The following is a 23320-nucleotide window of genomic DNA, read 5'->3' on the forward strand; positions in this document are numbered from 1 at the left end:
CTTTATAGATCATCTCTGCGAGAAGTCCTTTCCTACAAACCGCGATATGCTGCAATTCCAGGTTACGTCGCCTCCATTGTGAGCCATCAGCGACGGGTTTCGACGTCACAGTCGGTGCGCGCCTGTTGATCGAATCGCGATGGCGACGTCCGTTCCAGCAAGAAAGCAGCTGGCACAACCTACGTTTTCAAAACAAATATTGCTTCGCCCGCCGTCGTCGCAGCGCGTGCATTGCTATTTGATCGGACGTCTCGACATGAACGACGTCGGGCCGCATCATTGAATTCATCGAGCGCTTCCCGGCAAGGAATCATGACATCTGACCATTCGACGCCAGGCTCCGCCAAATTGGCCAGCAGCTGGCCTCCAACCTCGGTCATAGATGACCGCTGCCCGCCATTTTCGCCGTCGGCACGTATTCGGCTGCGGCTGGTCGGCGCCACGCGATCGCACCGAGCAAGTCGTGATGGCTCATCCGGGTTTTCAGTCACGGAACCACCTAGTGCGGCGTCTCGCAATTGATTTTGCTTGTATCCCTTTGTCTACGAATGATCGTCCGAGCGTGCGGCAAATGACGCAGTCATTCGGAGACAGGACACTAGTCACCACTAGAGTATTTTCCCGCGAAGTGGATACCGGTTCGCGCGAAGAAAACGCATCAAAACAAAAACCTATAGCCCCCGCCCCGATTCCATCGGAGCGGAGAAGGCTCTAGTTGCAGGACCAACCACTCCTAGGAGCTAACATGAACGCCGCAGTTGCCGCGCGGACTGGCGAGCCGGTGGTCCCCGCCTTCGAGCGACATCCCGACGCGCATCGCATCCGCTCCGACGCGGAGGCGATCGACATTGCCAGGACGCTCGCTGCCGACTTCGCCCGGGAGGCTGCGCAGCGCGATCGCGACCGGCGACTGCCGGTCGCGGAGATCGACCGGTTTTCGGGCAGCGGCCTCTGGGCCATTACGGTCCCGAAGACGTATGGCGGCGCCGGCGTTTCCACGGTCACGCTGACGGACGTCATCAAAGTCATTTCGGCGGCGGATCCGTCACTCGGGCAGTTACCGCAGAATCATTTCGCCACCTACGATGTGATCCGCGTGGTGGCGCCGGAGGCGCAGCAGCGGCTGTGGTCCGATCGCGTGCTGCGGGGCTATCGGCTCGGCAATGCTTTCTCCGAGGCCCGGAGCAAGAATGTTGGCGCCTTCGAGACGCGGCTGACGCGGGATGGCGACGACTATGTCGTCGATGGCGAAAAATTCTACGCGACCGGCGCACTCTTCGCGCATTTCGTTCCGGTCGGGGCGGTCGATGACGACGGCAAGGTCAACCTCGCCATTGCGCCGCGCGATGCCGACGGCCTGACCATCGTCGACAACTGGTCGGGGTTTGGCCAGCGAACGACGGCGAGCGGCACCGTCCGGCTCGACAAGGTGCGCCTCGGTGCCGACGCCATCATTCCCGCCTATCTCGGCGGCGAATCGCCATCCTCCAACGGTTCGATATCGCAGATCATCCAGGCAGCGATCGATGCCGGCATCGCGCGCGCGGCTGTCGAGACCACCATCGACTTCGTCCGCAACCATACGCGTCCCTGGATCGATAGCGGCCAGGAGAACGGCTACGAGGACGTGTTCACCATTTCGCAGATCGGCGATCTTCAAGTCCGGCTGCATGCTGCGGAAGCGCTGCTCGAGCGGGCCGGACAGGCCGTGGACGCCATTCTCGACCGCCCGACATTGGACGACGTCGCCAAAGCGGCATTTGCGGTGGCGCAGGCGAAAATTCTCACGACCGAAATCGCGATCCTCGCGACCAACAAGCTGCACGAGCTAGGCGGTACGCGCTCGACGCTTGCGCAATACAACCTGGATCGCCATTGGCGCAACGCACGGACCCACACCCTGCACGATCCTGTCCGCTGGAAATATTTCCACGTCGGCAACTACGCGCTGAACGGCGTGCATCTCCCGAACCATCCCTGGAGCTGAGCGGCGCCATGACGCAGATAGATCAAGGCTGGGGCTCAGGCCCCAGCCCGCGATACGAGACCCTGGCGGAGAGATTCCGACCGGTCTTTCGGAAGATCGAGCACGACGCCGTCGCACGCGAACTGAACAGAATCCTGCCTTATGATCAGATCGGGGGGCTGAAGGAGGCCCGCTTCGGCGCCCTGCGCCTCCCCCGCGACAAAGGAGGGTTCGGCGCGACCTTGCCCGAGCTGTTCAACCTTCTGATCGAGCTCTCGGCCGCCGATTCGAATATCACGCAATCACTGCGGGGGCACTTCGGCTTCGCGGAAGATACCGTCAATTGGAGAGACAGAGCGCGGCAGGAACGCTGGTTCGCCCGGCTGGCGGGTGGCGACATCATCGGAAATGCCTGGACCGAGATCGGCGAGGCCAAGCAGGCAGAATTCTCGACACGGATCGTTCGTCGCGACGACGGATGGCGTTTGGCCGGCGAGAAATTCTACACTACCGGCTCCCTGTTTGCGGACTGGATCGACGCTGGCGCGCAAGATCAGGAAGGCCGGACGGTGGGCGTGTTCGTCCGACGCGATGCACCCGGCGTCGATGTCGTGGACGACTGGAGCAGCTTCGGCCAGCCCCTCACCGCCAGCGGCACTACCCGCTTCACCGACGTTCCGGTCGAGGCAGGCGACGTGATCGTCGACGAAGATCGCTTCAAATATTCCCCAGCCTTTTATCAACTGGTCCATCTGGCGACGCTTGCCGGAATCGGCCGCGCCGCGACCAAGGAACTGGCGGCCGCGGTCGCGACCCGTCGCCGCAGCTACACCAATGGCGCCGCGCCTCGTGCAAGCCAGGATCCTCAGGTCCTGCAGGTCGTTGGCCGCATACGGGGCGCAGCCTATTCCGCCGGCGCGATCGTCCTCAAGGTTGCCGAGTCGCTCCAGAGGGCATTCGATACGCGGTTCCAGGGCGACCCCGCGGTCGAAGAAGCGGCAAACGCCATTGCCGAGATCGAAGCGGCCCAGGCCCAGACGGTCATCTCCGACCTCATCCTGAACGCCACCACAGTCGCGTTCGATGCGCTCGGAGCGTCTGCGACGATCCGCGACAAGGGGCTGGACCGCTTCTGGCGAAACGCCAGAACGCTCAGCTCGCACAACCCGCGGATCTACAAGGACCGTATCGTCGGAGACTATGCCGTGAACGGCACGCCGACTCCTTACCAGTGGCGCATCGGCCTCAGTGAGAGCGCGGCGGCGGACGTCCCGGCGAACACGGGTTGATCTTGGCTCCTGCCCTTGTTGACGACAATTCAGCCCGACGGCTGAACGAAAAGTCTGCCGGCGACCGACCGCTGTCTTTGCCCATGATTTCTTTCGCTACGGCCGAGGGTGACCGAATCACCAGTCGAGCCCCGGGGCAGCGATGGCAGAGGCGTCCACCAAGGCTCGCCACCTGCCTCCACCGCCGCAGTGCCGGCGATGGCAGATCCGGCCTGCCGGACCGGCCGATCAGGTCCTGCCCCTCGCCGGCGAAGACAGCGGCGAGGGCGGTCGCCGCCTCACGAACGGCTTGAATTTGCCACCCGTCCATGGTCTCAACGTCGCGAGACCGCAAGCGCGGGCCGACCGGCCCCTGACTTTCCGAGCGGACCCAGGACGGACCAAAGACGCAAGCGATGGCCCGCAGATTTCATGCGTCCTACCAGGACGAACCCGTCTCGGCCCTCGCCAACTGGGCGCGTGCGCTCGCCCTGTTCTCACTGGTGGCCACCGTCGGATCGGTGGTCATCATCCGTTTCGGCTTCCTCGAAATCAGGCCGGCGCTCGCCACCTTCCTGGGGGCCCTCGGCCTCGCCGGGCTTTCCATCCTGGCTGCGCTGGCCGGCTTCGCCGCGATCTGGCACTACGGCACCCGCGGCACCGCCCGCATCCTGCTCGCGCTGCTGATCGACGCCGCCATCCTCGCCTATCCCGGCTATCTCGCATGGCAGTATCGCACCCTGCCGGCCATTCACGACATCACGACCAATCCCATCGACCCGCCGCGCTTCGAGCAGCTGGCCAAGTTGCGCACCGGCGACGGTGTCAATCCGGCCACCTATGCCGGACTCTATTCGGCCGAACTGCAGCAGTCCGCCTATCCCGACATCGAGCCGGTGAGCATGGACGTACCGCCCGCGAAGGCGTTCGACGAGGTGCTCAAACTGGTGCAGCGACGCAAATGGACCATCATCGATGAACGGCCGCCGCAGCCGCCGCGCAATATCGGTCGGATCGAGGCGGTGGCGCGGACGCCGATCATGGGCTTCCGCGAGGACGTCGCCATCCGCGTCGTGCCTGACGCCGAAGGCGCCAGGGTCGATATCCGCTCCGCGTCGCGCTATTTCGAGCACGACCTCGGCACCAACGCGGCGAGGGTGGCGAAATTGATCGACGACCTCAACGACATGGCCGACGCCGCCGCCAAGCCGGCGCGCAAGCCGGTGATGCCGGCGAAGATTCAAACCTCCAAGGGCCCTGCCAAGCGGTAGCGGCCCTCGATCACCGCGTCGCCGTCGGTAGCGACGATGCCTCGCGCCACGAGATCCTCCAGATGAGCGAGGACCGAATAGCCGGCGGCGGCGGCAAGGCGTGGATCGATGCCGATATAAATCGCGCGCACCATGGTCGGAATATCGGCCTCGCCCTTCGACAGGCGATGCAGGATCGAGGCCTCACGCGCCTTGCGATGACGCGCAAGGAAACGCGTAAAGCGCCGCGCGTCGCGAATTTCCGGCCCGTGGCCCGACAGATAGAGATTCTCGGGCCGCGCCGCGAGGCAATCAAGCGAATCCATGTAATCGACCATGGAGCCGTCCGGCGGCGCCACAATCGAGGTCGACCAGCCCATGATGTGATCGCCGACGAAGGTCAGGTCGCGTTCGGGCCATGCAAAGGCGAGGTGGTTCGCGGTGTGTCCCGGCGTCGCCAGAGCCTCGAGCCGCCAGCCATCGCCCTCGACCACATCGCCGCCGGCAAGGGCGACGTCCGGGACGAAGTCGCGATCGGCACCGGACTCCGTCGTCGTCTTCTCGCTCTCGTGGCGCGGGCGCGAAGCGCGGTGCGGCCCCTCGGCATAGACCGCAGCCCCGGTCGCCGCCTTGATGCGCGGCGTATTGGGCGAATGATCGCGGTGGGTATGGGTGACGAAGATGTGGGTGACCGTCTCGCCTCGCACGGCATCGAGCAGCGCCCGCGCATGGGCTTCATTGTCGGGCCCCGGATCGATGATCGCGACCTTGCCGCAGCCGACGATGTAGCTCACCGTGCCGGTGAAGGTGAACGGCGAGGGATTGTTGCACAAGACACGACGAACGCCGGGCACCACCTCCTCGGCCACGCCGGGCCGAAGCGGAAATTCCTTGTTGAACGGGACGTCGTCCTGGTTGTCGTCGCTCACGGTGCTTCCTCTTCATACCACGTCGTCCTGAGGCGCCCGTGGGGCGAGCCCCAAAAGGTCGATATGGCCTGAGCTTTTGTTTTCTCGATCTTGCTTCTCGTCTTGGCCGTTCATCCTTCGACGGCGCGGCTTGCAGCCGCTTCGCGTAGATCGATGTTACCCCACCATCAGGATGATGGGGCAAGCGTTCATCACGCTCGCCCCTCGTCTTTAGAAAAACGCCTGAATGCCGGTGATGGCCCGGCCGAGGATCAGGGCGTGGATGTCGTGCGTGCCCTCATAGGTATTCACGGTCTCAAGGTTCTGGGCATGGCGCATGACGTGGAACTCGCTCGAGATGCCGTTGCCGCCGTGCATGTCGCGGGCCACGCGAGCGATGTCGAGGGCCTTGCCGCAATTGTTGCGCTTGACGATCGAGATCATCTCAGGCGCCATCTTGCCGGCATCCATCAGGCGACCGACCTGGAGCGAGCCCTGCAGACCGAGCGCAATCTCGGTCTGCATGTCAGCGAGCTTCTTCTGCACGAGCTGGGTCGCGGCGAGCGGCCGGCCGAACTGCTTGCGGTCGAGGACATACTGCCGGGCGCGATGGAAGCAGTCCTCGGCGGCGCCGATCGCCCCCCAGGAAATGCCGTAGCGCGCACGGTTGAGGCAGCCGAATGGCCCCTTGAGACCGCTGACGTTGGGCAGCAGCGCGCTCTCCGGCACCACCACGCCGTCCATCACGATCTCGCCGGTGATCGACGCGCGCAACGACAGTTTGCCCTGGATCTTCGGCGCCGACAGGCCCTTCATGCCCTTTTCGAGGATGAAGCCGCGGATCTGATTGTCATGGGCCGCAGACTTGGCCCAGACCACGAAGACGTCGGCGATCGGCGCGTTGGATATCCACATCTTCGAGCCGGTCAGGCGATAGCCGTCGGCGACCTTCTCGGCGCGGGTCTTCATGCCGGCCGGATCAGAGCCGGCATCGGGCTCAGTCAGGCCGAAGCAGCCGACCCACTCCCCGCTCGCCAGCTTCGGTAGATATTTCTTACGCTGGCTCTCGTCGCCATAGGCGTAGATCGGATACATCACCAGGGATGACTGCACGCTGTTCATCGAGCGGTAGCCGGAATCGACCCGCTCGACCTCGCGCGCCACGAGTCCATAGGCGACATAACCGGCATTGGCGCAGCCATACTCCTCGGGGAAGGTGACGCCGATCAGGCCGAGTTCGCCCATCTCGCGGAAAATCTCGCGATCGGTCTTCTCCTCGAGATAAGCCTCCGTGACACGCGGCAGCAGCTTCTCCTGGGCATATTGACGCGCAGTGTCGCGGATCATGCGTTCATCTTCAGTGAGCTGCGTCTCCAGCAGGAACGGATCGTCCCACTGGAAGGCCGCCTGGGCCGGCTTGTCCTTGGTCTGCGCGCGCGCGGTCATCGCTTGCCTTTCTCCGTGGCGGGGTTGCTTCTTACGGTTTCGATCGTCCACCGGTTCGGAATGATCCGGATTGTGTGAACGATCGGCCTCCAGCACACACCCTTCGAGGGGGACTGCGGCGGGACGAAAACGCGCGGCAGGTTAAGGTCTCGCCGGCAAACTGCAAGACCTCCCGATGCAGACCCCCATGCAGTCCGGGTTCCGGGTGGCCTTGGCCGCGCACGTCGGCGCGCCTCCACATCCTCAATAATCGAACGGCTCGTTGCCGACGATCTCGATGCCGAAGCCGGACAGGCCCTTATAGTCGTGGCTCGACGAGGTCAGATGGCGGATCGAGGTAACGCCGAGATCGCGCAGGATCTGGGCACCGACACCGACCTCGCGCCATTGCCGGTTGCGGTCGGCCTCGGCCGAGCTCACTCCTTCGAGCGGCTCAACCGGAACGCCGGCGGCACCGTCACGAAGATAGACCAGCACGCCACTGCCATTCTTCTTGAAGTGATCGAGGGCGCGCAGCACGCCCTGCGACCCCATGAAAATATCCTTGATGATATTCGGCTTGTGAAAGCGGGTCAGCACGTTCCTGCCGTCGCCGACGCCCTTGTAAACGAATGCGGCGTGATAGATCGGATCGAACGGCGAACGATAGGCATAGCCGTCGAGCTGGCCGATCGAGCTTTCGACGGTGAAGGTCGACACCCGCTCAATCAGCTTCTCACGCGCCTGCCGGTACGCGATCATGTCGGCGATGGTGACATGTTTGAGATCGTGTTTGCGGGCGAATTCGGCGACCTGGGCGCCCTTCATCACCGTGCCATCGTCGTTCATCAACTCGCTGATGACGCCGACCGGCGGCAGGCCGGAGAGTTTGCAGAGGTCAACGGCCGCTTCGGTATGGCCCGAGCGCAGGAGCACGCCGCCGTCACGCGCGATCAGCGGAAAGATATGTCCCGGCCGGGCGAAGTCGTTGGCACCGACATTGGGATTGGCGAGCGCGCGGCAGCAGGCGGTGCGCTCCTCAGCCGAGATGCCGGTGGTCATGCCCGGCTTGTAGTCGATCGAGACAGTGAAGGCGGTGGAATGGTTGGAATCGTTGTGGGCGACCATGGGGTCGAGCCGCAGCCGCCGCGCATCCTCGCTGGTGAGCGGCGCGCAGACGATGCCGGAGGTATGGCGGACGATGAAGGCCATCTTCTCGGCGGTGCAGAGCGAAGCGGCAACGATCAGGTCGCCCTCGCCCTCGCGGTCCTCGTCGTCGGTCACGACCACGATTTCGCCGGCGGCGAAGGCCTTCAGAACCTCGGGAATGGTATGCGGCATCGTTTCTCGCAGGTCTCGCTCGGGAACAGGGATTGTCCTATGGCCCAGGATATAAGGTCGCGCAACTGCCGGCGCCACGGCACCGCCTGCGGCGGACGCATGGGCACTGCCGACGCTACTCTCCCGAATCACCCTAACTCCCCAAGGACCGGCCCGGCGAACCCAAGGTTTGCCGCGACGGGAGACCCGAGGGGCGCGACGCGCACGCCCCTCGAAGGCCGACATAATCCTTGCGGCGAAGCGTATCCCGCTCGGGCGCGGCTCGTACCTCGGGAGGACGGCGCGACCGAAAGCGCCCCGTCACCCTTACGGCACCGCGCTGGTCTGAAACTTCGGCGTGTCGAGCAGCACCATGGAGCGCAACGTCTTGATCTCGGGAATGCTCTCGAACTCGGACCACAACAGGCGCTTGTAGTCGGCGACATCCCGCACGGATATCTTCAGGAGGAAGTCGAACTCGCCGGCGACGGCGTGGCATTCCAGCACCTCCGGCATCCGCAGAACCCGTTCGACAAAACGGTCGCCGACCTGGGGCGCGGTCCGTTCCAGCGTCACCTCGAGAAACACCTGCAGGCCGAGGCCGACGACCTTGGGATCGACGATCACCGTCCGCCGCAGCGCGCCAGCGGCAACCAGCCGCGCCAGCCGCCGCGACAGCGGCGCCGCCGTCAGCCCCGCGCGCGCCGCAAGCTCGTTGTTGCTCAAGTCGCCATCCTCGATCAGCAGCCGCAGGATACGGCGGTCGGTGGAATCCAGCGGCTCTGGGGTAACAGGCATAGGGTACTATTCCCGCAGGTAGGATGATGCCAAGCTCGTCTGATCGGCAAATAAATAGCTAAAAATCGCCACGAAATGAAATGTTTTGCTGAATCTTGGCAATTACCTGCAATCTGCGCCTGCCAATTGCGTCTTGAAAAGGCGACAGTGTCAGAATTGGGAATGGCGGGGTCGAAGCTATGGCCGAACTGGCGCGAGAGAGCGTCGTTCAGGAGCGCGTCGTACAGGAACGGCACCGGCTCTACGAAGACGTGCTGGCGCTGGTCGCCGGTTCGCTGTTCGTCTCGCTCGGCGTCGCCATGTACGCAAAGGCTCTCCTGCTCGTGGGCGGCACCGCCGGACTGGCGCTGCTGGCACACTACAGCACCGGCCTATCTTTCGGCCCCGTTTTCTCACTGATCAACCTGCCGTTCTACCTGCTGGCGCTGCGCCGGCTCGGCTGGCGTTTCGCCCTGCGCTCGTTCATCGCGGTCAGCCTCGTCTCGCTCCTGAGCCGCGTGATGCCCTCGCTGATCGCCTTTGCCCACCTCGATCCGCTCTACGCCACCGTGGTCGGTGGCGCACTGATTGGCACCGGAATGCTGATGCTGTTCCGCCATCGCGCCAGCCTCGGCGGCGTCAACATCCTCGCCGTCTATCTCCAGGACAACTACGCAATCCGCGCCGGCTATTTCCAGCTCGCGGTGGACCTCGCCATCCTGGCCGCCTCGTTCTTCGTGCTGGCACCGCAGAACATCGTGCTCTCGGTCGTCGGCGCCGCCGTGGTCAATCTCGTCATCGCCATCAACCACAAGCCAGGACGCTATCTCGGGGTAAGCTGATCGTGGGGCTGCTCAAGTCCGCGCCTCGACGGGCGACGTGGCCCATCAGCGCTGTCACATCGACCGTCCATCTTTCGAGGCCCACGACGCGGGCTCCTTCGGATATGGATCACAGAACGAGCCATAAGGAAGCCGTCATGCCCCCACCCGTCCCGCTCGATCTGCGCGCCGCCTTCTCGCGCTTCCGCGCCGAGAAGCAGGGCCAGCTGCATTTCACTGCCCACAGCCATCACTTCTGGCCGGACGTCACCCGCGACGCCCAGATCGAGGCCTGGGACGACGCCGCGCGCTTCGTCGACGACAAATGGGAGAGGGTGCTCGGCGCAGTGTGGGGCGAGGTGAGCCAGGCCGTCGCCGATCATCTGCGCCTGCCCGATCCGGCAACTTTGGTGAGCGGCGCCAACACCCATGAGTTCATACTGCGGCTGCTGTCCGCCTGCCCCACCGGACGGCCGGTGCGCGTGCTCTCCACCGACGGCGAATTTCATTCCTTTCGCCGCCAGATGATGCGCCTTTCAGAGGACCACCTCATCGAATGGACCACGGTCGCCGCAGAACCCTTCGCTTCGCTATCCGAGCGCCTCGTCACGGCCGGTCGCGCCAACGATTTCGATCTCGCCTTCGTCAGCCAGGTGCTATTCGGTTCCGGCTTCGCGCTCGCCGATCTCGATGCGCTGGTCGACGGGCTCACCGCCAACGGCCGGCTCGTCGTCATCGATGGCTATCATGGCTTCCTGGCCCGCCCGACCGATCTCTCGCGCATCTCCTCGCGCGCCTTCTACATTGCCGGCGGCTACAAATACGCGATGGCCGGCGAAGGCGCCTGCTTCATGCATTGTCCGCCCGCCTTCGCCCCGCGTCCGCGCAACACCGGCTGGTTCGCCGGCTTCGGCGCTTTGAGCACGCATCAAGACCAGGTCCCCTACAGCGAAGACGGCAGTCGTTTCATGGGCGCGACCTTCGATCCATCCGGGCTCTACCGACTGCGCGCCAGCCTGCGCTGGCTCGCAACCGAAGGTCTCGACGCCGCCACCATCCATGCCCACGTGCTCTCACTGCAGGAGCGCTTCATGGCCGGCCTCCGCCAAGCGCCGGTCGGGCCCCTGGCCGAACAGAACCTGGTGGTGCCGCTCAGCGAGAGCGCGCGCGGCAATTTCCTCACCTTCGATCACCCTGAAGCGGCCGACTGCTCCCGTCGTCTGCATGAGGCCGGCATCGTCACCGACGTGCGCGGCACACGGCTGCGGGTCGGCTTCGGCCTGCAGCACACGGCGGAGGACATCGACGCGCTGCTGGCACGGCTGCAGATGAATTTCCTGCCGAGATTGCCGGCCTGACGTTCTGCCGCCGAGATAACCGAGAGGTCGGACATGAGCAAGTCAACACTGAACGCGCCGCCAAGCCGCGTCGGCGACGATCTTCACGTCGATCTTGAGGGGCGCACCACCTATGGCTCCTATCTCGACCTTACCACTCTGTTCTCTGCGCACCGGCCGCTCACCGGCGCGCACGACGAGCATCTCTTCATCACCATCCACCACATCCAGGAATTGTGGATCAGGCAACTCGACTGCGAGATCGCGCTGGCGATCGAGGGCATCCGCGCCGACGACACCCGCCCGGCGCTGAAGGCGCTGGCGCGGGTCGGCCGCATCCAGGAGCAGCTCATCTCCGCCTGGGACGTGCTCTCGACCATGACGCCGGCGGATTATCTGGTGTTCCGCGGCGCGTTCGGCGAAGCCTCGGGCTTCCAGTCCTACGGTTACCGCAAGCTCGAATTCCGCCTCGGCGCCAAGGACGCGCGCATGCTGCTGCCGCATCGCCATGATGCCGCGGTCCACGCCGAACTCGAGGCCACCTTGAAGTCGCCGAGCATCTATGACGAGACGCTGCGTCTTGTGGCGCGGCGCGGCTTCTTAATTCCGCAGGAGGTGCTGACACGCGACGTCAGCCAGCCGCATCAGTCGAATCCGGACGTCCGCGCGATCTGGCTCGATATCTATCGCCATTCCGAGCTCCATTTCGAACTCTACGAACTCGCCGAGAAGCTCGTCGATGTCGAAGACCGCTTCCAGCAATGGCGCTTCCGCCACATGAAAACCGTGGAGCGCGTCATCGGCTTCAAGCGCGGCTCCGGCGGCTCATCCGGCGTCGGATTCCTCAAGGGCGCACTCGACCGCGCCTTCTTCCCCGAATTGTGGGAGGTGCGGACCGAACTGTAGTGAACGGATCGATGGTGGAGAACAATCCAACACAGGACCATCTGGTGACAGCGGCCGAGATCAGAGGCACCGCGGGCTATGCCGAAGACGCCGACGCCCTGGTCGCCCGTTACGAGAGCATTGCGCCTGAAGACATCCACGCAGCGATCCTGCACCTGCTGCCGCCGGCGCCGTCCGACATTCTCGACATCGGCGCCGGGAGTGGCCGCGATGCCGCCTGGCTCGCGGCCAGGGGCCATCGGGTCGTCGCGATCGAACCGACGGCGGCACTACGGCTGCGCGCGCAGCAGCTTCACCGCTCGTCCGCGATCGCCTTCATCGACGACAGCCTGCCCGAACTCGCGGTGGTGCGTCGCCAAGACAGACGCTTTGCCCTGGTGATGATGACCGCAGTCTTCATGCATCTCGACGCCGACGAACGCCGGCGTGCGATGCCCAATCTGGCCGGACTGATCGACGACGATGGACGGCTCGCGATCACCTTGCGCCACGGCCCGGTGCCGCCGGGCCGCCGGATGTTCGAGGTCTCCTCCGAAGAGACCATCGCGCTGGCGCGCCGGCAGGGGCTCAGAGTTCTTGTCAATACCAGCGCACCGTCCACGCAGACGGCCAATCGCGACGCCGGCGTGACCTGGACGGTGCTCGCCTTCGGCGCACGCTCGTCTGCCTCGGCGCAGGGGCCGCTTTGATCTGGCGCAAGGAACCCTCCCCCGCTCCTTCTAGAGCTTGCGTATTCCGGAGCCGCGCCCCCGCCTACTCGGCTGAACGGGTCGCAGCTCCGCTCGCAGTCCTGAAGGCCGTGGCGCAGGTTTCACTCATGACGACGCAAGAGATCCTGGCCTTCGTCGTCGCCGTCATCGTGCTGCTCGGGGTCCCCGGCCCCACCAACACCCTGCTCGCGGCGTCGGGCGCCACCGCTGGCTTTTCGCGCTCGCTTCGCCTCGTCCCGGCCGAACTCGGCGGCTATCTCACCGCCATCACCGTCCTGGTCGGCGCCATCGGACCGATGATCGGAGGCGATCCGGCCGCGACGGCCGGTCTCAAGCTCATCGCAGCCGTCTGGCTGGCGATCTCCGCCGTCGGCCTGTGGCGGCGCGGGGGCGACGGCGTCGCCGGGGCCGACCGGCCGATCGGGCCGGCGCGCGTCTATCTCACCACCCTGTTCAATCCGAAGGCGATGGTCGTCGCCTTTGCGCTGCTGCCGCCCGGGCCACCCGACGTGCTTCTCGGCCGCGTTGCGATCTTCGCAGTGCTGGTCGTCATCGTCGGCAGCCACTGGATCTGGCTCGGCTGCCTGCTCGCCGGCGCGGCGCGCCAGGTCGTGGTGCCCCATCGTATCCTGCGTGGTGCCAGCGTCATTCTCGGCAGCTTTGCCGTCATGCTGGTCGGCTCAGTCCTCAGCGGGTCGCTGTGAACCTTGCTCCGCCGCGCTCCGGCCGCGCCCTCGCCGTGGTAACCGCGGGCCTGAGTGTCGCCACCGCGCTCGCCGTGCCGGTCACCAACTTGCTCGGCAGCGGCGGCAGGCGCCGACCATGTAGTTCGGCGCGAGCCACATCTTCGAGCAAAATCCGCGGTTCTGCGGCCCGGAATTCGCTTCCGATTGCGCCCGTCATGGCCTAAAGGGAGGCCTCGCCTCCCTGACTTCGAAAGCCCATGATCCGCCTCGAAAATATCGGCAAGCAGAACGGCCACCAGATTCTCTTCATCGAAGCCTCCGCGGCACTTCTGAAAGGTGAAAAAATCGGCCTTGTCGGCCCCAACGGCGCCGGCAAGTCGACGCTATTCCGGATGATCACCGGCGAGGACCAGCCCGACGAAGGCCAGGTCGCAATCGACCGCGGCGTCACCATCGGCTATTTCAGCCAGGATGTCGGCGAAATGGCCGGCCGCAGCGCCATCGCCGAGGTGATGGACGGCGCCGGCCCGGTGAGCATCGTCGCCGCCGAGCTCAGGGAGCTCGAGGCCGCCATGGCCGACCCCGACCGCGCCGACGACATGGACCAGATCATCGGGCGCTATGGTGAGGTCCAGGCTCGCTTCGAGGAGCTCGATGGCTACGCTCTCGAGGGCCGGGCACGCGAAGTCCTCGCCGGGCTCAGCTTCACCGAGGAGATGATGGACGGCGATGTCGGCGCGCTGTCGGGCGGCTGGAAAATGCGGGTCGCACTGGCGCGCATCCTCTTGATGCGGCCCGATGTCATGCTGCTCGACGAGCCGAGCAACCATCTCGACATCGAGAGCCTGATCTGGCTGGAGGAATTCCTCAAGGGGTTCGACGGCGCGCTGTTGATGACCTCGCACGACCGCGCCTTCATGAACCGTATCGTCAACAAGGTGGTCGAGATCGACGGCGGCACGCTGACCACCTATTCCGGCGACTATGATTTCTACGAGCAGCAGCGCGCGCTCAACGAGCGCCAGCAGCAGGCCCAGTTCGAGCGCCAACAGGCAATGCTCGCCAAGGAAATCAAGTTCATCGAACGCTTCAAGGCGCGTGCCTCCCATGCCGCCCAGGTGCAGAGCCGGGTGAAGAAGCTGGAGAAGATCGACCGCGTCGAGCCACCGCGCCGCCGCCAGGCGGTAGCGTTCGATTTCCCGCCGGCGCCGCGCTCCGGCGAGGACGTCGCCACCCTCAAGAACGTTCACAAGGGCTATGGCAGCCGCTGCATCTACCAAGGGCTCGACTTCACCGTCCGCCGCAAGGAGCGCTGGTGCGTCATGGGCGTCAACGGCGCCGGCAAGTCGACGCTGCTGAAACTGGTAGCCGGCGCAGCCAACCCGGACGAGGGCACCGTGGCGATCGGTGGCAGCGTCAAGATGGGCTATTTCGCCCAGCACGCCATGGACCTGCTCGAGGGCGAACGGACGGTGTTCGAGGCGCTGGAAGACACCTTCCCGCAGGCGGGCCAGGGCTCGCTGCGCACGCTGGCTGGCTGCTTCGGCTTCTCCGGCGACGACGTCGAGAAGAAATGCCGCGTGCTGTCCGGCGGCGAAAAGGCGCGCCTGGTGATGGCGAAGATGCTCTACGATCCGCCGAACTTTCTGGTGCTCGACGAGCCGACCAACCACCTCGACATGACAACCAAGGAGATGCTGATCGCGGCCTTGGCGCAATACGAAGGCACCATGCTATTCGTCTCCCACGACCGGCATTTCCTCGCGGCGCTCTCCAATCGCGTGCTCGAACTGACGCAGGACGGCATCCACCAATATGGCGGCGGCTACACCGAATATGTGGCGCGCACCGGCCAGGAGGCGCCCGGATTGCGGCACTGAACCGGCCCGCGGAGCCTCGGCCAGGGCCAAACTAACAATGAATTTAGTGGTTGCGACCTTGGCCAGGGCATAATTGGGGCGTACCGGCGGACGTCCGGGCGAGGAACACCTCATGGCGAGAGTGCTGCTGATCGAGGACGACCACGAGACCGCGGGCGAAATCATCGCCGAACTGGTCGACCGCGGCTTCGAGGTCGATCGCGCCGCCACCGGGACCGAGGGACTGGCGATGGCCCGCGCCGGTGAGGCTGACGTCATGGTGGTGGACCGCCTGCTGCCCGGAATCGATGGCCTCAGCATCATTGAGACAGTCCGGCAGGACCAGGTGCGTATTCCGGTGCTGGTATTGAGCGCGCTCGGCGCGGTCGACGACCGGGTACGAGGCCTGCGCGCCGGTGGCGACGACTATCTGACCAAACCCTTCGCGCTTCTCGAGCTGGTCGCACGCATCGAAGCTCTTCTGCGCCGGCCGGCGGAGACCAGGGACACCGTCCTGCGTGTCGGCCCCCTCGATCTCGACCTGTTGGCGCGCAACGCGCGGCGCGAAGATCGCGCGATCGACTTGCTGCCGCGCGAGTTCCGCCTGCTCGAATACATGATGCGCCGCAAGGACCAGCTGCTGACGCGGGCGATGCTGTTCGAGGAAGTCTGGAACTACAAGTTCGTGCCCAAGAGCAATCTCGTCGACGTTCACATCGGCCGGCTGCGACGCAAGGTCGACGGCGCGGACGAAGAGCCGCTGATCCAAAGCGTCCGCGGCGAAGGATTCATTCTGCGTGCGCCTGCCTGAATTCATCCGATCGACCACCTTCCGCTGGACCATTCTCGTCTCCGGCGCCTATGCGCTGTGCATTCTCCTGATGTTCGGGTTCGTCTACTGGCGAACCGCCGACTACCTGATAACCAACGTCGACCAGCTGATCAGCGATCATGTCAACGCCATCGCCGGCGAGCCGCCGATCCAACGGCAGCGGGAGCTCGACGAGCACCTCAAAGCGGACCCCCGTCGCGTCAAGCTCGGCGGTCTGTTCGACGCCAGCAGCACCCGCATCTCCGGCAACGTCGCGAACCTGCCGCCCGCACTGCGGCTCGACGCCGGCGCGCAGAGCGTGCCGGTCATCCGCAGCGATGCGCTCGGCAGCGAACGGCAGGTCGTGCGCGCCATCGGGCGCCGATTGCCGGACGGCGGCACCCTCGTGATCGGCCGCAATATCGACGAACTGGCGGCGATGACCCGCGTCGTCGAACGGGCGCTCATGCTCGGGCTTCTTTCCGCATTGATCCTCGGCGTTGCCGTCGGAGCTTTCCTCAGCATCCGTGCACAGCGGCGGATTGAAGCCGTCAACCGCAAGATTCGTCGCATTATCGCCGGCGAACTGCGACAGCGACTGCCGACCCGCGCGAGCAACGACCCGTTCGACAAGCTGGCGTCTCTCGTCAACGGGATGCTCGACGAAATCGAGGAGCTCGTGCGCGGCATCGCGGGGGTCGGCGACGATATCGCCCACGACCTGCGCACGCCGCTGACCCGCGTTCGAGTCGGCCTCGAGCGCGGACGCCAGCATGCGAAGACAGTCGAAGAGCTGCGGGCCGTTGCCGACCAGGCTATCGTCGGCCTCGATCAGTCGCTCGCCATCATCACCTCCCTGCTGCGTATCGCCGAAATCGAACAGAGCCGCCGCCGCGCCGGATTTCGCGACGTCGTGCTGTCCGAACTGGTGCGGGAAATCGGCGACCTCTACGAGCCCATCGCCGAGGACAAGTGCATCGCCTTCACGGTTGGCGTAACGGAGGAAGTCACAGTCCACGGCGACCGCGATCTCATGTTCGAGGCGATCGTCAACCTCGTCGACAACGCGATCAAATTTACGCCCGAAGGCGGCCGGGTCGAACTCCGGCTTCTCCGCTCTGGCGAGGACGGCATCGTCCGCGTCGGCGACACCGGACCCGGCATTGCCGCCTCCGACCGCAATCTCGTCACGAGACGATTTTACCGCTCTGACAAGAGTCGCAGCGAACCAGGTCTCGGTCTCGGCCTCAGCCTGGTGTCTGCCATCGTCAAGCTACATGGCTTTCGCTTCGCCATCTCGCAGGGGCCCGGCTGTGTGGCGGAAATCGCCGGCCGACGGGCGAAAGCTTGAACGTTCGAGACACGCGCGACGATCCTCGCAGCGCAGGGGCGTTGTGAAATCGAATTTAATGGATCGATGGTCCGCGGCCGGATATCAATCTTGCCAGCGCGATCGTCACGCCCTTGGGCTAAGCCCTCCGAACGTGACTTGAAGCAAGACTTGAGGCGGCGACCTGGGAGACGACGTCGTCCCCTCGTGGTCTGGAGGCCGATCACCGATCGCGCCACGGCAGCCGCTGACATCGCCTCCACCACACCAATAGAGTCGACAATGAGCGTTCGCCTACGATCGGTCCGTGCACCGGTTGCCAAGATCCTCCTGATCTTCCTTATACTCGGCAGCTTCGCCCCGGTGATGGCCTCGCTGGTCGGCCACTCTCACGTGCTGTCCCATCTTGTTGACTGGCGTGTTGCCGAATTGGTTCGAGCACTGACCGCGCCGCGCGGCTAGTGCCGTGCCCCGATCAACAAGCCAGACGGTCATGACGACTCGATCCGGATCGATAGCGGTTGAGGCTCGCATCGTTGCCGGGCGAGCGGCCGTCGCCGCCCCCCAGGAGGTTCGAGGCGCGACGACGGTCGATCGCCAGGCTTTATTGCGACCAGGTCATGTTGCGGGAATTATCTCCAATTCCGTAACCGAAATCGGCGTACGGCGGAGCAACTGCAAAACCAGGGGCCGTCGAACGGCCGATCATCGCAGCGTAACTGCCCCGTGCCCTCGCGGCACGCCTCGGGTCAAGGCGAGCCTGGCGCCGGCAGGCCACCGAATGCGTCTTGCCGGCCACACAAGATCCCTGCGGCCGATGCATCGACTGGGCGGCGCGGGCCTCGCCTTGAACCATAAGCGCTACCGCAGAAATCGCTGCGGCAGCGATGGTGCTCTTGATGAAGGACATTCTCCAACTCCTGTTTCGCTGTGTCGCTCCCGCCAGGAAGATGGGAAGGTCTCGGCTGTATCCCAATTATATAAACTTTCAGAAATCACAGACACCGGCGCTGACCGGGGTGATGTTCCCGGCCGGCTGGCGGCACCGCGTGGAAAACCGACGGGAAACGGGCCACTTACCGCTTAAAATTGAATCGGTGCCGCGCTCAAACTTGTGATCGAAGCGTGAATTGAAACGATGCTGTTCGTCGGCCTCGGACGCCTGTTCGGCCGCGGCCTGTTTCGCTGGGAGGCACCAGTGAGACCGTAGAGCGTTTTCAGGCAGAGCAGGCACCGGTCATAGAAGGCTAGCCCCCCGCAAGCCGCTCGTCATTCGGGTGACGAATCTCGACGCCAAGGCGATGGAATTCGAGAGCACCTCGCTGCGCGTCGCGAAAGTGGCGCTGGCGAAGAGCGAGGGCATCATCAACATCCGGCCGTTGAGCATGGGCGTTACGAGTTCTGCGACGACTTCAACGACAAGGCCCGCGGTGTCTTGAACGCGCAATGACGGGCTGAGAGCCCGTGTCGGCCGACGAACAGTGAAACTGCTGCCTCTTGCATCACCAAGTGACTATATCGACATCACAATTGGCATACGAGTTCGGCTCAGCGGTTCTTGACCTGCCGTTTTGCCGAACTAAAGTCCGGCCCTTCTGAAGAAGGATGGACTCAAGATGGCGTTGCCGATGAGCTGGGATGAGTGGGCGCAGCATGACGGGCTGGCGCTCGCCGCACGAGTGAAGAGGGGCGAACTGACCGCAGCGGAATTGTCGGCTCAGGCTGCTGCCGCCGTCGCCAAGGTCGATCCGGCACTCTCCGGCGTCGTCGAAATCTTTGAAGACGTGATCGACGATCCCGCGAAGGACGGCGCCAATCTCGAGGGGCCGTTCGCCGGCCTGCCCTTCCTGATGAAGGATCTCGGCCCGACCATGAAGGGCCGCCTGCAGGAAATGGGATCCCTGCTGATGCGCGGCAATCGCCCGGCGGCCGACACCTTCCTGACCTCCAAGATGCGCACGGCCGGGCTCAACCTCATCGGCCGCACGACGACGCCGGAATTCGGCGTCTGCAGCTCGGCGGACAATCCTGCAGTCTATGTCACCCGCAATCCCTGGAATACCGACTACACCACCTGCGGGTCCTCGGCCGGCAGCGCCGCCATGGTCGCCGCCGGCGTCGTGCCGATCGCCCATGCCACCGACGGTGGCGGCTCGATCCGCATTCCCGCCGGGGTCAACGGCAATATCGGCCTGAAGGTGTCGCGCGGGGTCTTCTCACTGGCGCCGCATCTGTCCGACCTGAGCGGGCTCGTTTCGATCCAGGGCTGCCAGTCGCGCACCGTGCGCGACACCGCGGCCTTCGTCGACGCCTGCCGCGGCCCCGCCTCCGGCGAATTCATGCCGTTCTGGACCACACCGGAGCCCTACTCCTCGTTGATCGAGCGCGATCCTCCCCGGCTCAGGATCGCCCTGTCGCACGAGTGGGGCGATTATCGCGCAACCCCGCATATCGCGGCCGAGCTCGCAAAGGCTGGCCGCTTCCTCGAAAGCCTCGGACACCAGGTCGATTGGGCACTGCCCGCGCTCGACTATCGCGCTGCCTTCGCCGCCCAGACCACCTGCTACATCAGCAATTTCGCCCAGGTGATCGAAAACCTGCTCGCCGCGCGTGGGCTCGATACACCGCCGGCCGATCTCATCGAGCCGATGAACATTCGCATCTGGGAGGCCGGCCGCCACACCACCTTCGCCGAGCGAGCGCGCATGCAGGCAGTGTTCAACACCACCTCGCGGGCGTTCGGCGCGTTCTTCGAGGAATGGGACATCATTCTCACCCCGGTGACCGCGCTGCCGACGCCGAAGGTCGGTACCAAAGAATACCTGACGATCAGCGACAATCCCTCCGTGCTCGACTGGTTCGGCAATCTGTGGCGCAATTTCGCCTATACGCCGCTCGCCAATCTCTGCGGCATTCCCGCCATGTCGATGCCGCTGGCCTTCCACGAGCACGAGCTGCCACTCGGCATCCAGGCCCAGGCGAAACAGGGCAATGACGGCCTGCTGCTGCAGCTCGCCGCCGAGATCGAGCGCGCGCTCGACGGCCGGTGGAATGCCGGTCAAAAGGCGCAGGTGCACGTCACCACGGGTTAATTAACGTTGGCGCCTTTCCCGAACGCCGCGCTGTGATCATCGACCAGGGCGCAGTCGTGCACGAGAGCTCGGCCGCCGCGCTGCACGCCGACAGGGCCGTCCAGGAACGCTACTGCGCGGACTGAACGGCGCGGCCGCCAAAGCCCTTGCCGCTATGGCCAGGTGGCCCCACGCGTATTGACGTAGAGGGCATAGATCGACTGGCTCGCCGCCATGAACAGGCGGTTGCGGCGGCGCCCGCCGAAGCACAGATTGGCGCAACGTTCGGGCAGAGCGATGCGCCCAATCGGCTCACCTGCCGGATTGTGCACCAGCACGCCATCGAGTTCAGGCGATCCCATCCCCCAGCCGCACCACAGGTTACCGTCCTCGTCGATGCGAAACCCGTCGGGTGTGCCCTGGGGGCCGGCATCGATCAGGACCCGGCGCCGGATGAGGCGCATACCGTCGACGACGTCATAGGCAAGGATCCGCCGCGGCGCCGACCGGCTCTCGACCACATAAAGGATCTGCTCATCGGGCGAAAAGGCGAGCCCGTTCGGCCCCTCGATGCTGTCCTCGACCACGGTGGTGCGCCCGGTGGCGGGGTCGAACCGGTAGAGATTGCTCGGCAGTTCCTGCGGCGCACGATTTCCCTCGTAGTCCCCGAGCAGGCCGAAGGGCGGATCGGTGAACCAGACCGTGTCGTCCGACTTGACCACCAGGTCATTGGGCGAATTCAGGCGCTTGCCATCGTAACCGTCCACCAGCACCGTGATCGATCCGTCGTGCTCGGTACGGGTGACACGCCGACCACCGTGCTCGCAGCTCACCAGCCGCCCCTGGCGGTCGCGGATATGACCATTCGCATAGTTGCTCGGCGCACGATAATTGCTCAACTGGCCGGTTTCCTCGTCCCAGCGCACAATCCTGTTGTTGGGAATGTCGCTGACCAGCAGAAATCGCCCGTCGCCGAACCACACCGGCCCCTCCGCCCAGCGCAGGCCAGTGGCCAGCCGCTCCACCGCGGCAAGCGTCAACCGGTACTTGTCGAAACTCGGACGGAGACTCTTCACCGAAGGATCGGGATAGGACGGCGTCGGTTGCCACATGGGCCCTCACGGATTGCGACGAGACACGTTGCGGAATGATAGTGGCGTGATCAGAGCACAGCACAGCGTGCTTCAGGCGAGGTTAATCTTCACAGGACGTTTTCTAAAGCTCTCTTCAACGCGGTTCGCCGGGTTCCGGATTGACAACTCGCCTGGCCTTGATTTTAGTGTCGTTCTGGGGATTGCGATCTCCCCATCAGGCGCCATGCTCGAGAATCGCGTCCAGCTCTCTGCAAGGACGCTGCATGCCTGTCTTCCCTGTCGTCGACCGATCTGTCTCCGCACCTGAAATCAGCGTTCACGCGTTGGCCGATCTTGCCGATCCGCCCGGCGTGCCGCAACTCTGACCGGCCAGGTGCCGCGCCATGTCGACGGAAACAGAAAGCGGAAGAACCACAAGCCCGAGCGACGCCGGACCATTGAACGTCGCCCTGCTATATGCGGCGCGCGCCGCGAGAGGATTCGGCGACGGCTTTGCCGTTATCATTCTGCCGTCCTATCTCGCTGAACTCGGTTTCACAGCCTCGGAGATCGGACTTGTCGCGTCAGCTGCCCTGCTTGGGACGGCAGTCGTCACCCTCTCGGTCGGCCTCATCGGCGCCCGCCACGACCTGCGCAAGCTGCTTCTCGCCAGCGCATTGGCCATGGTGGCGACCGGCCTCGCCTTCGCCAACATCGAATGGTTCCCGCTCATCATTCTCGCGGCGTTTGCTGGGACAACCAATCCCTCGTCGGGCGACATTGGGGTTTTCGTGCCGCTCGAGCATGCCATGCTGGCTCGCGACGTACCCGACCATGACCGCACCCGCTCGTTTGCCGCTTACAGTCTGATCGGCGGCCTGTCCACGGCCGCAGGCGCATTGGCCGCCACGGCGCCGGACCTGCTGGTGTCGGCCGGATTCGACACAATCCGCGCGCTTCAGGCGATGTTCTATGTCTACGCCGCGTTGGGGCTCATGGCCGCCGGGCTCTACCGGCGACTCCCGCACCTTCGCGACAGCGACGCGCTGCGACCGCAGAACTCGGCGCTCGGCCCCTCGCGCCGAATCGTCTATCGCCTTGCCGCGCTGTTCAGCCTCGATGCCTTCGCCGGCGGCTTCGCCGTCCAGTCCCTGGTCGCTCTGTGGCTATTCGAACGTTTCGACCTGTCGCTCACCGCAGCCAGCCTGTTCTTCTTCTGGTCGAACACCCTCTCGGCATTCTCCTATCCCGTGGCGGCGCGGCTGTCGAAACGGTTCGGCCTCGTCAACACGATGGTTTTCACGCACATCCCGTCGAGCCTCTGCCTGATCCTGGCGGCGCTGCTGCCCAATCTGATGCTGGTCATGGCGCTGCTTCTGATCCGCTCCGCGCTATCCCAGATGGATGTTCCCACCCGCTCGTCCTATGTGATGGCCGTCGTCACACCGCCCGAACGGCCAGCGGCGGCCAGCGTCACCGCCGTGCCGCGCAGCCTCGCCTCGGCCATCAGCCCGGCACTGGCCGGGGCCCTGCTCGCCATGCCTTTCTCCGGACTGCCGCTTGTCATCTGTGGCGGCCTGAAGATTGTCTACGACATGACGCTGCTGCGATCGTTCCGGCATCTGCGGCCACCGGAGGAAGTGCGCAACCGGGATCGCAATTGCCGACCGCCAAGTGAAGGAGAGGGTTCGCACGACTGACGCTCGGGCCCTGTCACGACGTCGCGCACGGCTCTGCTGTGGCTTGCGAAGAGCCGCAGGCTGACTCACGACGTGGCGACGGGGGACCGGCAATCTCCCCGA

The 23320-nt window shown here is 64.7% G+C and carries 21 protein-coding genes and 1 pseudogene; 16 read left to right on the forward strand and 6 right to left on the reverse strand.

Features of this window, described 5'->3' with window-relative positions; all coding sequences use genetic code 11:
* The first annotated feature begins 745 nt into the window (after positions 1-745).
* The 3 genes from DB459_RS00605 to DB459_RS00615 all read left to right on the forward strand — a co-directional run bounded on the left by DB459_RS00605 (position 746) and on the right by DB459_RS00615 (position 4505).
* A complete protein-coding gene (locus DB459_RS00605; protein ID WP_253710820.1) occupies positions 746-1987 on the forward strand; it encodes an SfnB family sulfur acquisition oxidoreductase in 1242 nt (413 codons plus the stop codon).
* A gap of 8 nt (positions 1988-1995) precedes the next feature.
* Complete coding sequence (locus tag DB459_RS00610) at positions 1996-3255, forward strand: monooxygenase (protein ID WP_253710823.1); 1260 nt, start codon at positions 1996-1998, stop codon at positions 3253-3255.
* Between the two features lie 395 nt (positions 3256-3650).
* Positions 3651-4505, forward strand: a complete 855-nt coding sequence (locus DB459_RS00615; protein ID WP_253710825.1) for a DUF1499 domain-containing protein — start codon at positions 3651-3653, stop codon at positions 4503-4505.
* Here the strand turns inward: DB459_RS00615 and DB459_RS00620 are convergent.
* From DB459_RS00620 to DB459_RS00635, 4 genes are all read right to left on the reverse strand, one after another.
* Positions 4475-5413, reverse strand: a complete 939-nt coding sequence (locus DB459_RS00620) for an MBL fold metallo-hydrolase (RefSeq protein ID WP_253710828.1) — start codon at positions 5411-5413, stop codon at positions 4475-4477. The genes DB459_RS00615 and DB459_RS00620 overlap by 31 nt on opposite strands.
* A 210-nt stretch (positions 5414-5623) precedes the next feature.
* Complete coding sequence (locus DB459_RS00625; RefSeq protein ID WP_253710831.1) at positions 5624-6838, reverse strand: acyl-CoA dehydrogenase; 1215 nt, start codon at positions 6836-6838, stop codon at positions 5624-5626.
* Between the two features lie 243 nt (positions 6839-7081).
* Positions 7082-8158, reverse strand: coding sequence for a 3,4-dihydroxy-2-butanone-4-phosphate synthase (gene ribB, locus DB459_RS00630; protein ID WP_253710833.1), 1077 nt, complete (start codon positions 8156-8158; stop codon positions 7082-7084).
* A 306-nt stretch (positions 8159-8464) separates the two neighbouring features.
* Positions 8465-8935, reverse strand: a complete 471-nt coding sequence (locus tag DB459_RS00635) for an Lrp/AsnC family transcriptional regulator (RefSeq protein WP_253710836.1) — start codon at positions 8933-8935, stop codon at positions 8465-8467.
* 179 nt (positions 8936-9114) lie between these two features.
* Here DB459_RS00635 and DB459_RS00640 point away from each other — a divergent pair, with 179 nt between their 5' ends.
* The 9 genes from DB459_RS00640 to DB459_RS00680 all read left to right on the forward strand — a co-directional run bounded on the left by DB459_RS00640 (position 9115) and on the right by DB459_RS00680 (position 17836).
* Positions 9115-9756 (forward strand): YitT family protein, encoded by a 642-nt coding sequence (locus tag DB459_RS00640; RefSeq protein ID WP_253710839.1) that lies wholly within the window; start codon positions 9115-9117, stop codon positions 9754-9756.
* Between the two features lie 137 nt (positions 9757-9893).
* Positions 9894-11093, forward strand: coding sequence for an aminotransferase class V-fold PLP-dependent enzyme (locus DB459_RS00645; protein ID WP_253710842.1), 1200 nt, complete (start codon positions 9894-9896; stop codon positions 11091-11093).
* Positions 11094-11126: 33 nt separating this feature from the next.
* Positions 11127-11978: a tryptophan 2,3-dioxygenase gene (locus DB459_RS00650; protein WP_253710845.1), complete on the forward strand. Its 852-nt coding sequence runs from the start codon at positions 11127-11129 to the stop codon at positions 11976-11978.
* 44 nt (positions 11979-12022) lie between these two features.
* Positions 12023-12667, forward strand: coding sequence for a bifunctional 2-polyprenyl-6-hydroxyphenol methylase/3-demethylubiquinol 3-O-methyltransferase UbiG (locus DB459_RS00655; protein ID WP_253710849.1), 645 nt, complete (start codon positions 12023-12025; stop codon positions 12665-12667).
* 128 nt (positions 12668-12795) lie between these two features.
* Entirely contained in the window at positions 12796-13392 is a 597-nt protein-coding gene (locus DB459_RS00660; protein ID WP_253710852.1) for a LysE family translocator, read from the forward strand.
* Positions 13393-13631: 239 nt separating this feature from the next.
* Positions 13632-15254, forward strand: coding sequence for an ABC-F family ATP-binding cassette domain-containing protein (locus DB459_RS00665; RefSeq protein ID WP_253710855.1), 1623 nt, complete (start codon positions 13632-13634; stop codon positions 15252-15254).
* Between the two features lie 112 nt (positions 15255-15366).
* Complete coding sequence (locus DB459_RS00670) at positions 15367-16044, forward strand: response regulator transcription factor (protein WP_253710858.1); 678 nt, start codon at positions 15367-15369, stop codon at positions 16042-16044.
* Positions 16031-17395 carry a HAMP domain-containing sensor histidine kinase gene (locus DB459_RS00675; protein WP_253710861.1) on the forward strand — a complete coding sequence of 455 codons (1365 nt, stop codon included), beginning with the start codon at positions 16031-16033 and terminating at the stop codon, positions 17393-17395. Before DB459_RS00670 ends, DB459_RS00675 begins: the two co-directional genes overlap by 14 nt.
* A 261-nt stretch (positions 17396-17656) precedes the next feature.
* Positions 17657-17836, forward strand: coding sequence for a hypothetical protein (locus DB459_RS00680; RefSeq protein WP_253710864.1), 180 nt, complete (start codon positions 17657-17659; stop codon positions 17834-17836).
* A 142-nt stretch (positions 17837-17978) separates the two neighbouring features.
* On the opposite strand, the gene DB459_RS00685 is transcribed toward DB459_RS00680, so the two are convergent.
* On the reverse strand, positions 17979-18284 hold the full coding sequence (locus DB459_RS00685; RefSeq protein ID WP_253710867.1) for a hypothetical protein: 306 nt from the start codon (positions 18282-18284) through the stop codon (positions 17979-17981).
* Positions 18285-18651: 367 nt separating this feature from the next.
* Between DB459_RS00685 and DB459_RS00690 the strand changes: the two genes are divergently transcribed.
* From DB459_RS00690 to DB459_RS00700, 3 genes and pseudogenes are all read left to right on the forward strand, one after another.
* Positions 18652-18813, forward strand: coding sequence for a cupredoxin domain-containing protein (locus DB459_RS00690; RefSeq protein ID WP_253710870.1), 162 nt, complete (start codon positions 18652-18654; stop codon positions 18811-18813).
* Between the two features lie 177 nt (positions 18814-18990).
* The gene (locus DB459_RS00695) at positions 18991-20466 is read left to right on the forward strand and encodes an amidase (RefSeq protein WP_253710874.1); all 1476 of its coding nucleotides are present in this window, start codon (positions 18991-18993) and stop codon (positions 20464-20466) included.
* Between the two features lie 26 nt (positions 20467-20492).
* Positions 20493-20591, forward strand: a pseudogene (locus DB459_RS00700) (ABC transporter ATP-binding protein); the annotation flags it as partial.
* Between the two features lie 27 nt (positions 20592-20618).
* On the opposite strand, the gene DB459_RS00705 reads toward DB459_RS00700, so the two are convergent.
* The gene (locus DB459_RS00705) at positions 20619-21557 is read right to left on the reverse strand and encodes an SMP-30/gluconolactonase/LRE family protein (RefSeq protein ID WP_253710877.1); all 939 of its coding nucleotides are present in this window, start codon (positions 21555-21557) and stop codon (positions 20619-20621) included.
* A 419-nt stretch (positions 21558-21976) separates the two neighbouring features.
* Here DB459_RS00705 and DB459_RS00710 point away from each other — a divergent pair, with 419 nt between their 5' ends.
* Positions 21977-23218 (forward strand): MFS transporter, encoded by a 1242-nt coding sequence (locus DB459_RS00710; protein WP_253710879.1) that lies wholly within the window; start codon positions 21977-21979, stop codon positions 23216-23218.
* The last annotated feature ends 102 nt before the right edge of the window (positions 23219-23320 follow it).

Origin of the sequence: Bradyrhizobium sp. WD16 (assembly GCF_024181725.1) — a bacterium.
GTDB lineage: Bacteria > Pseudomonadota > Alphaproteobacteria > Rhizobiales > Xanthobacteraceae > Bradyrhizobium_A.

Excerpts from the sequence above, each read along its gene's own strand:
- DB459_RS00605 (WP_253710820.1), top strand. The coding sequence starts at position 746 with ATGAACGCCGCAGTTGCCGCGCGGACTGGCGAGCCGGTGGTCCCCGCC.
- DB459_RS00610 (WP_253710823.1), top strand. The coding sequence starts at position 1,996 with ATGACGCAGATAGATCAAGGCTGGGGCTCAGGCCCCAGCCCGCGATAC.
- DB459_RS00615 (WP_253710825.1), top strand. The coding sequence starts at position 3,651 with ATGGCCCGCAGATTTCATGCGTCCTACCAGGACGAACCCGTCTCGGCC.
- DB459_RS00625 (WP_253710831.1), bottom strand. The coding sequence starts at position 6,838 with ATGACCGCGCGCGCGCAGACCAAGGACAAGCCGGCCCAGGCGGCCTTC.
- ribB (WP_253710833.1), bottom strand. The coding sequence starts at position 8,158 with ATGCCGCATACCATTCCCGAGGTTCTGAAGGCCTTCGCCGCCGGCGAA.
- DB459_RS00635 (WP_253710836.1), bottom strand. The coding sequence starts at position 8,935 with ATGCCTGTTACCCCAGAGCCGCTGGATTCCACCGACCGCCGTATCCTG.
- DB459_RS00640 (WP_253710839.1), top strand. The coding sequence starts at position 9,115 with ATGGCCGAACTGGCGCGAGAGAGCGTCGTTCAGGAGCGCGTCGTACAG.
- DB459_RS00645 (WP_253710842.1), top strand. The coding sequence starts at position 9,894 with ATGCCCCCACCCGTCCCGCTCGATCTGCGCGCCGCCTTCTCGCGCTTC.
- DB459_RS00650 (WP_253710845.1), top strand. The coding sequence starts at position 11,127 with ATGAGCAAGTCAACACTGAACGCGCCGCCAAGCCGCGTCGGCGACGAT.
- DB459_RS00660 (WP_253710852.1), top strand. The coding sequence starts at position 12,796 with ATGACGACGCAAGAGATCCTGGCCTTCGTCGTCGCCGTCATCGTGCTG.
- DB459_RS00665 (WP_253710855.1), top strand. The coding sequence starts at position 13,632 with ATGATCCGCCTCGAAAATATCGGCAAGCAGAACGGCCACCAGATTCTC.
- DB459_RS00670 (WP_253710858.1), top strand. The coding sequence starts at position 15,367 with ATGGCGAGAGTGCTGCTGATCGAGGACGACCACGAGACCGCGGGCGAA.
- DB459_RS00680 (WP_253710864.1), top strand. The coding sequence starts at position 17,657 with ATGAGCGTTCGCCTACGATCGGTCCGTGCACCGGTTGCCAAGATCCTC.
- DB459_RS00685 (WP_253710867.1), bottom strand. The coding sequence starts at position 18,284 with ATGTCCTTCATCAAGAGCACCATCGCTGCCGCAGCGATTTCTGCGGTA.
- DB459_RS00695 (WP_253710874.1), top strand. The coding sequence starts at position 18,991 with ATGGCGTTGCCGATGAGCTGGGATGAGTGGGCGCAGCATGACGGGCTG.
- DB459_RS00705 (WP_253710877.1), bottom strand. The coding sequence starts at position 21,557 with ATGTGGCAACCGACGCCGTCCTATCCCGATCCTTCGGTGAAGAGTCTC.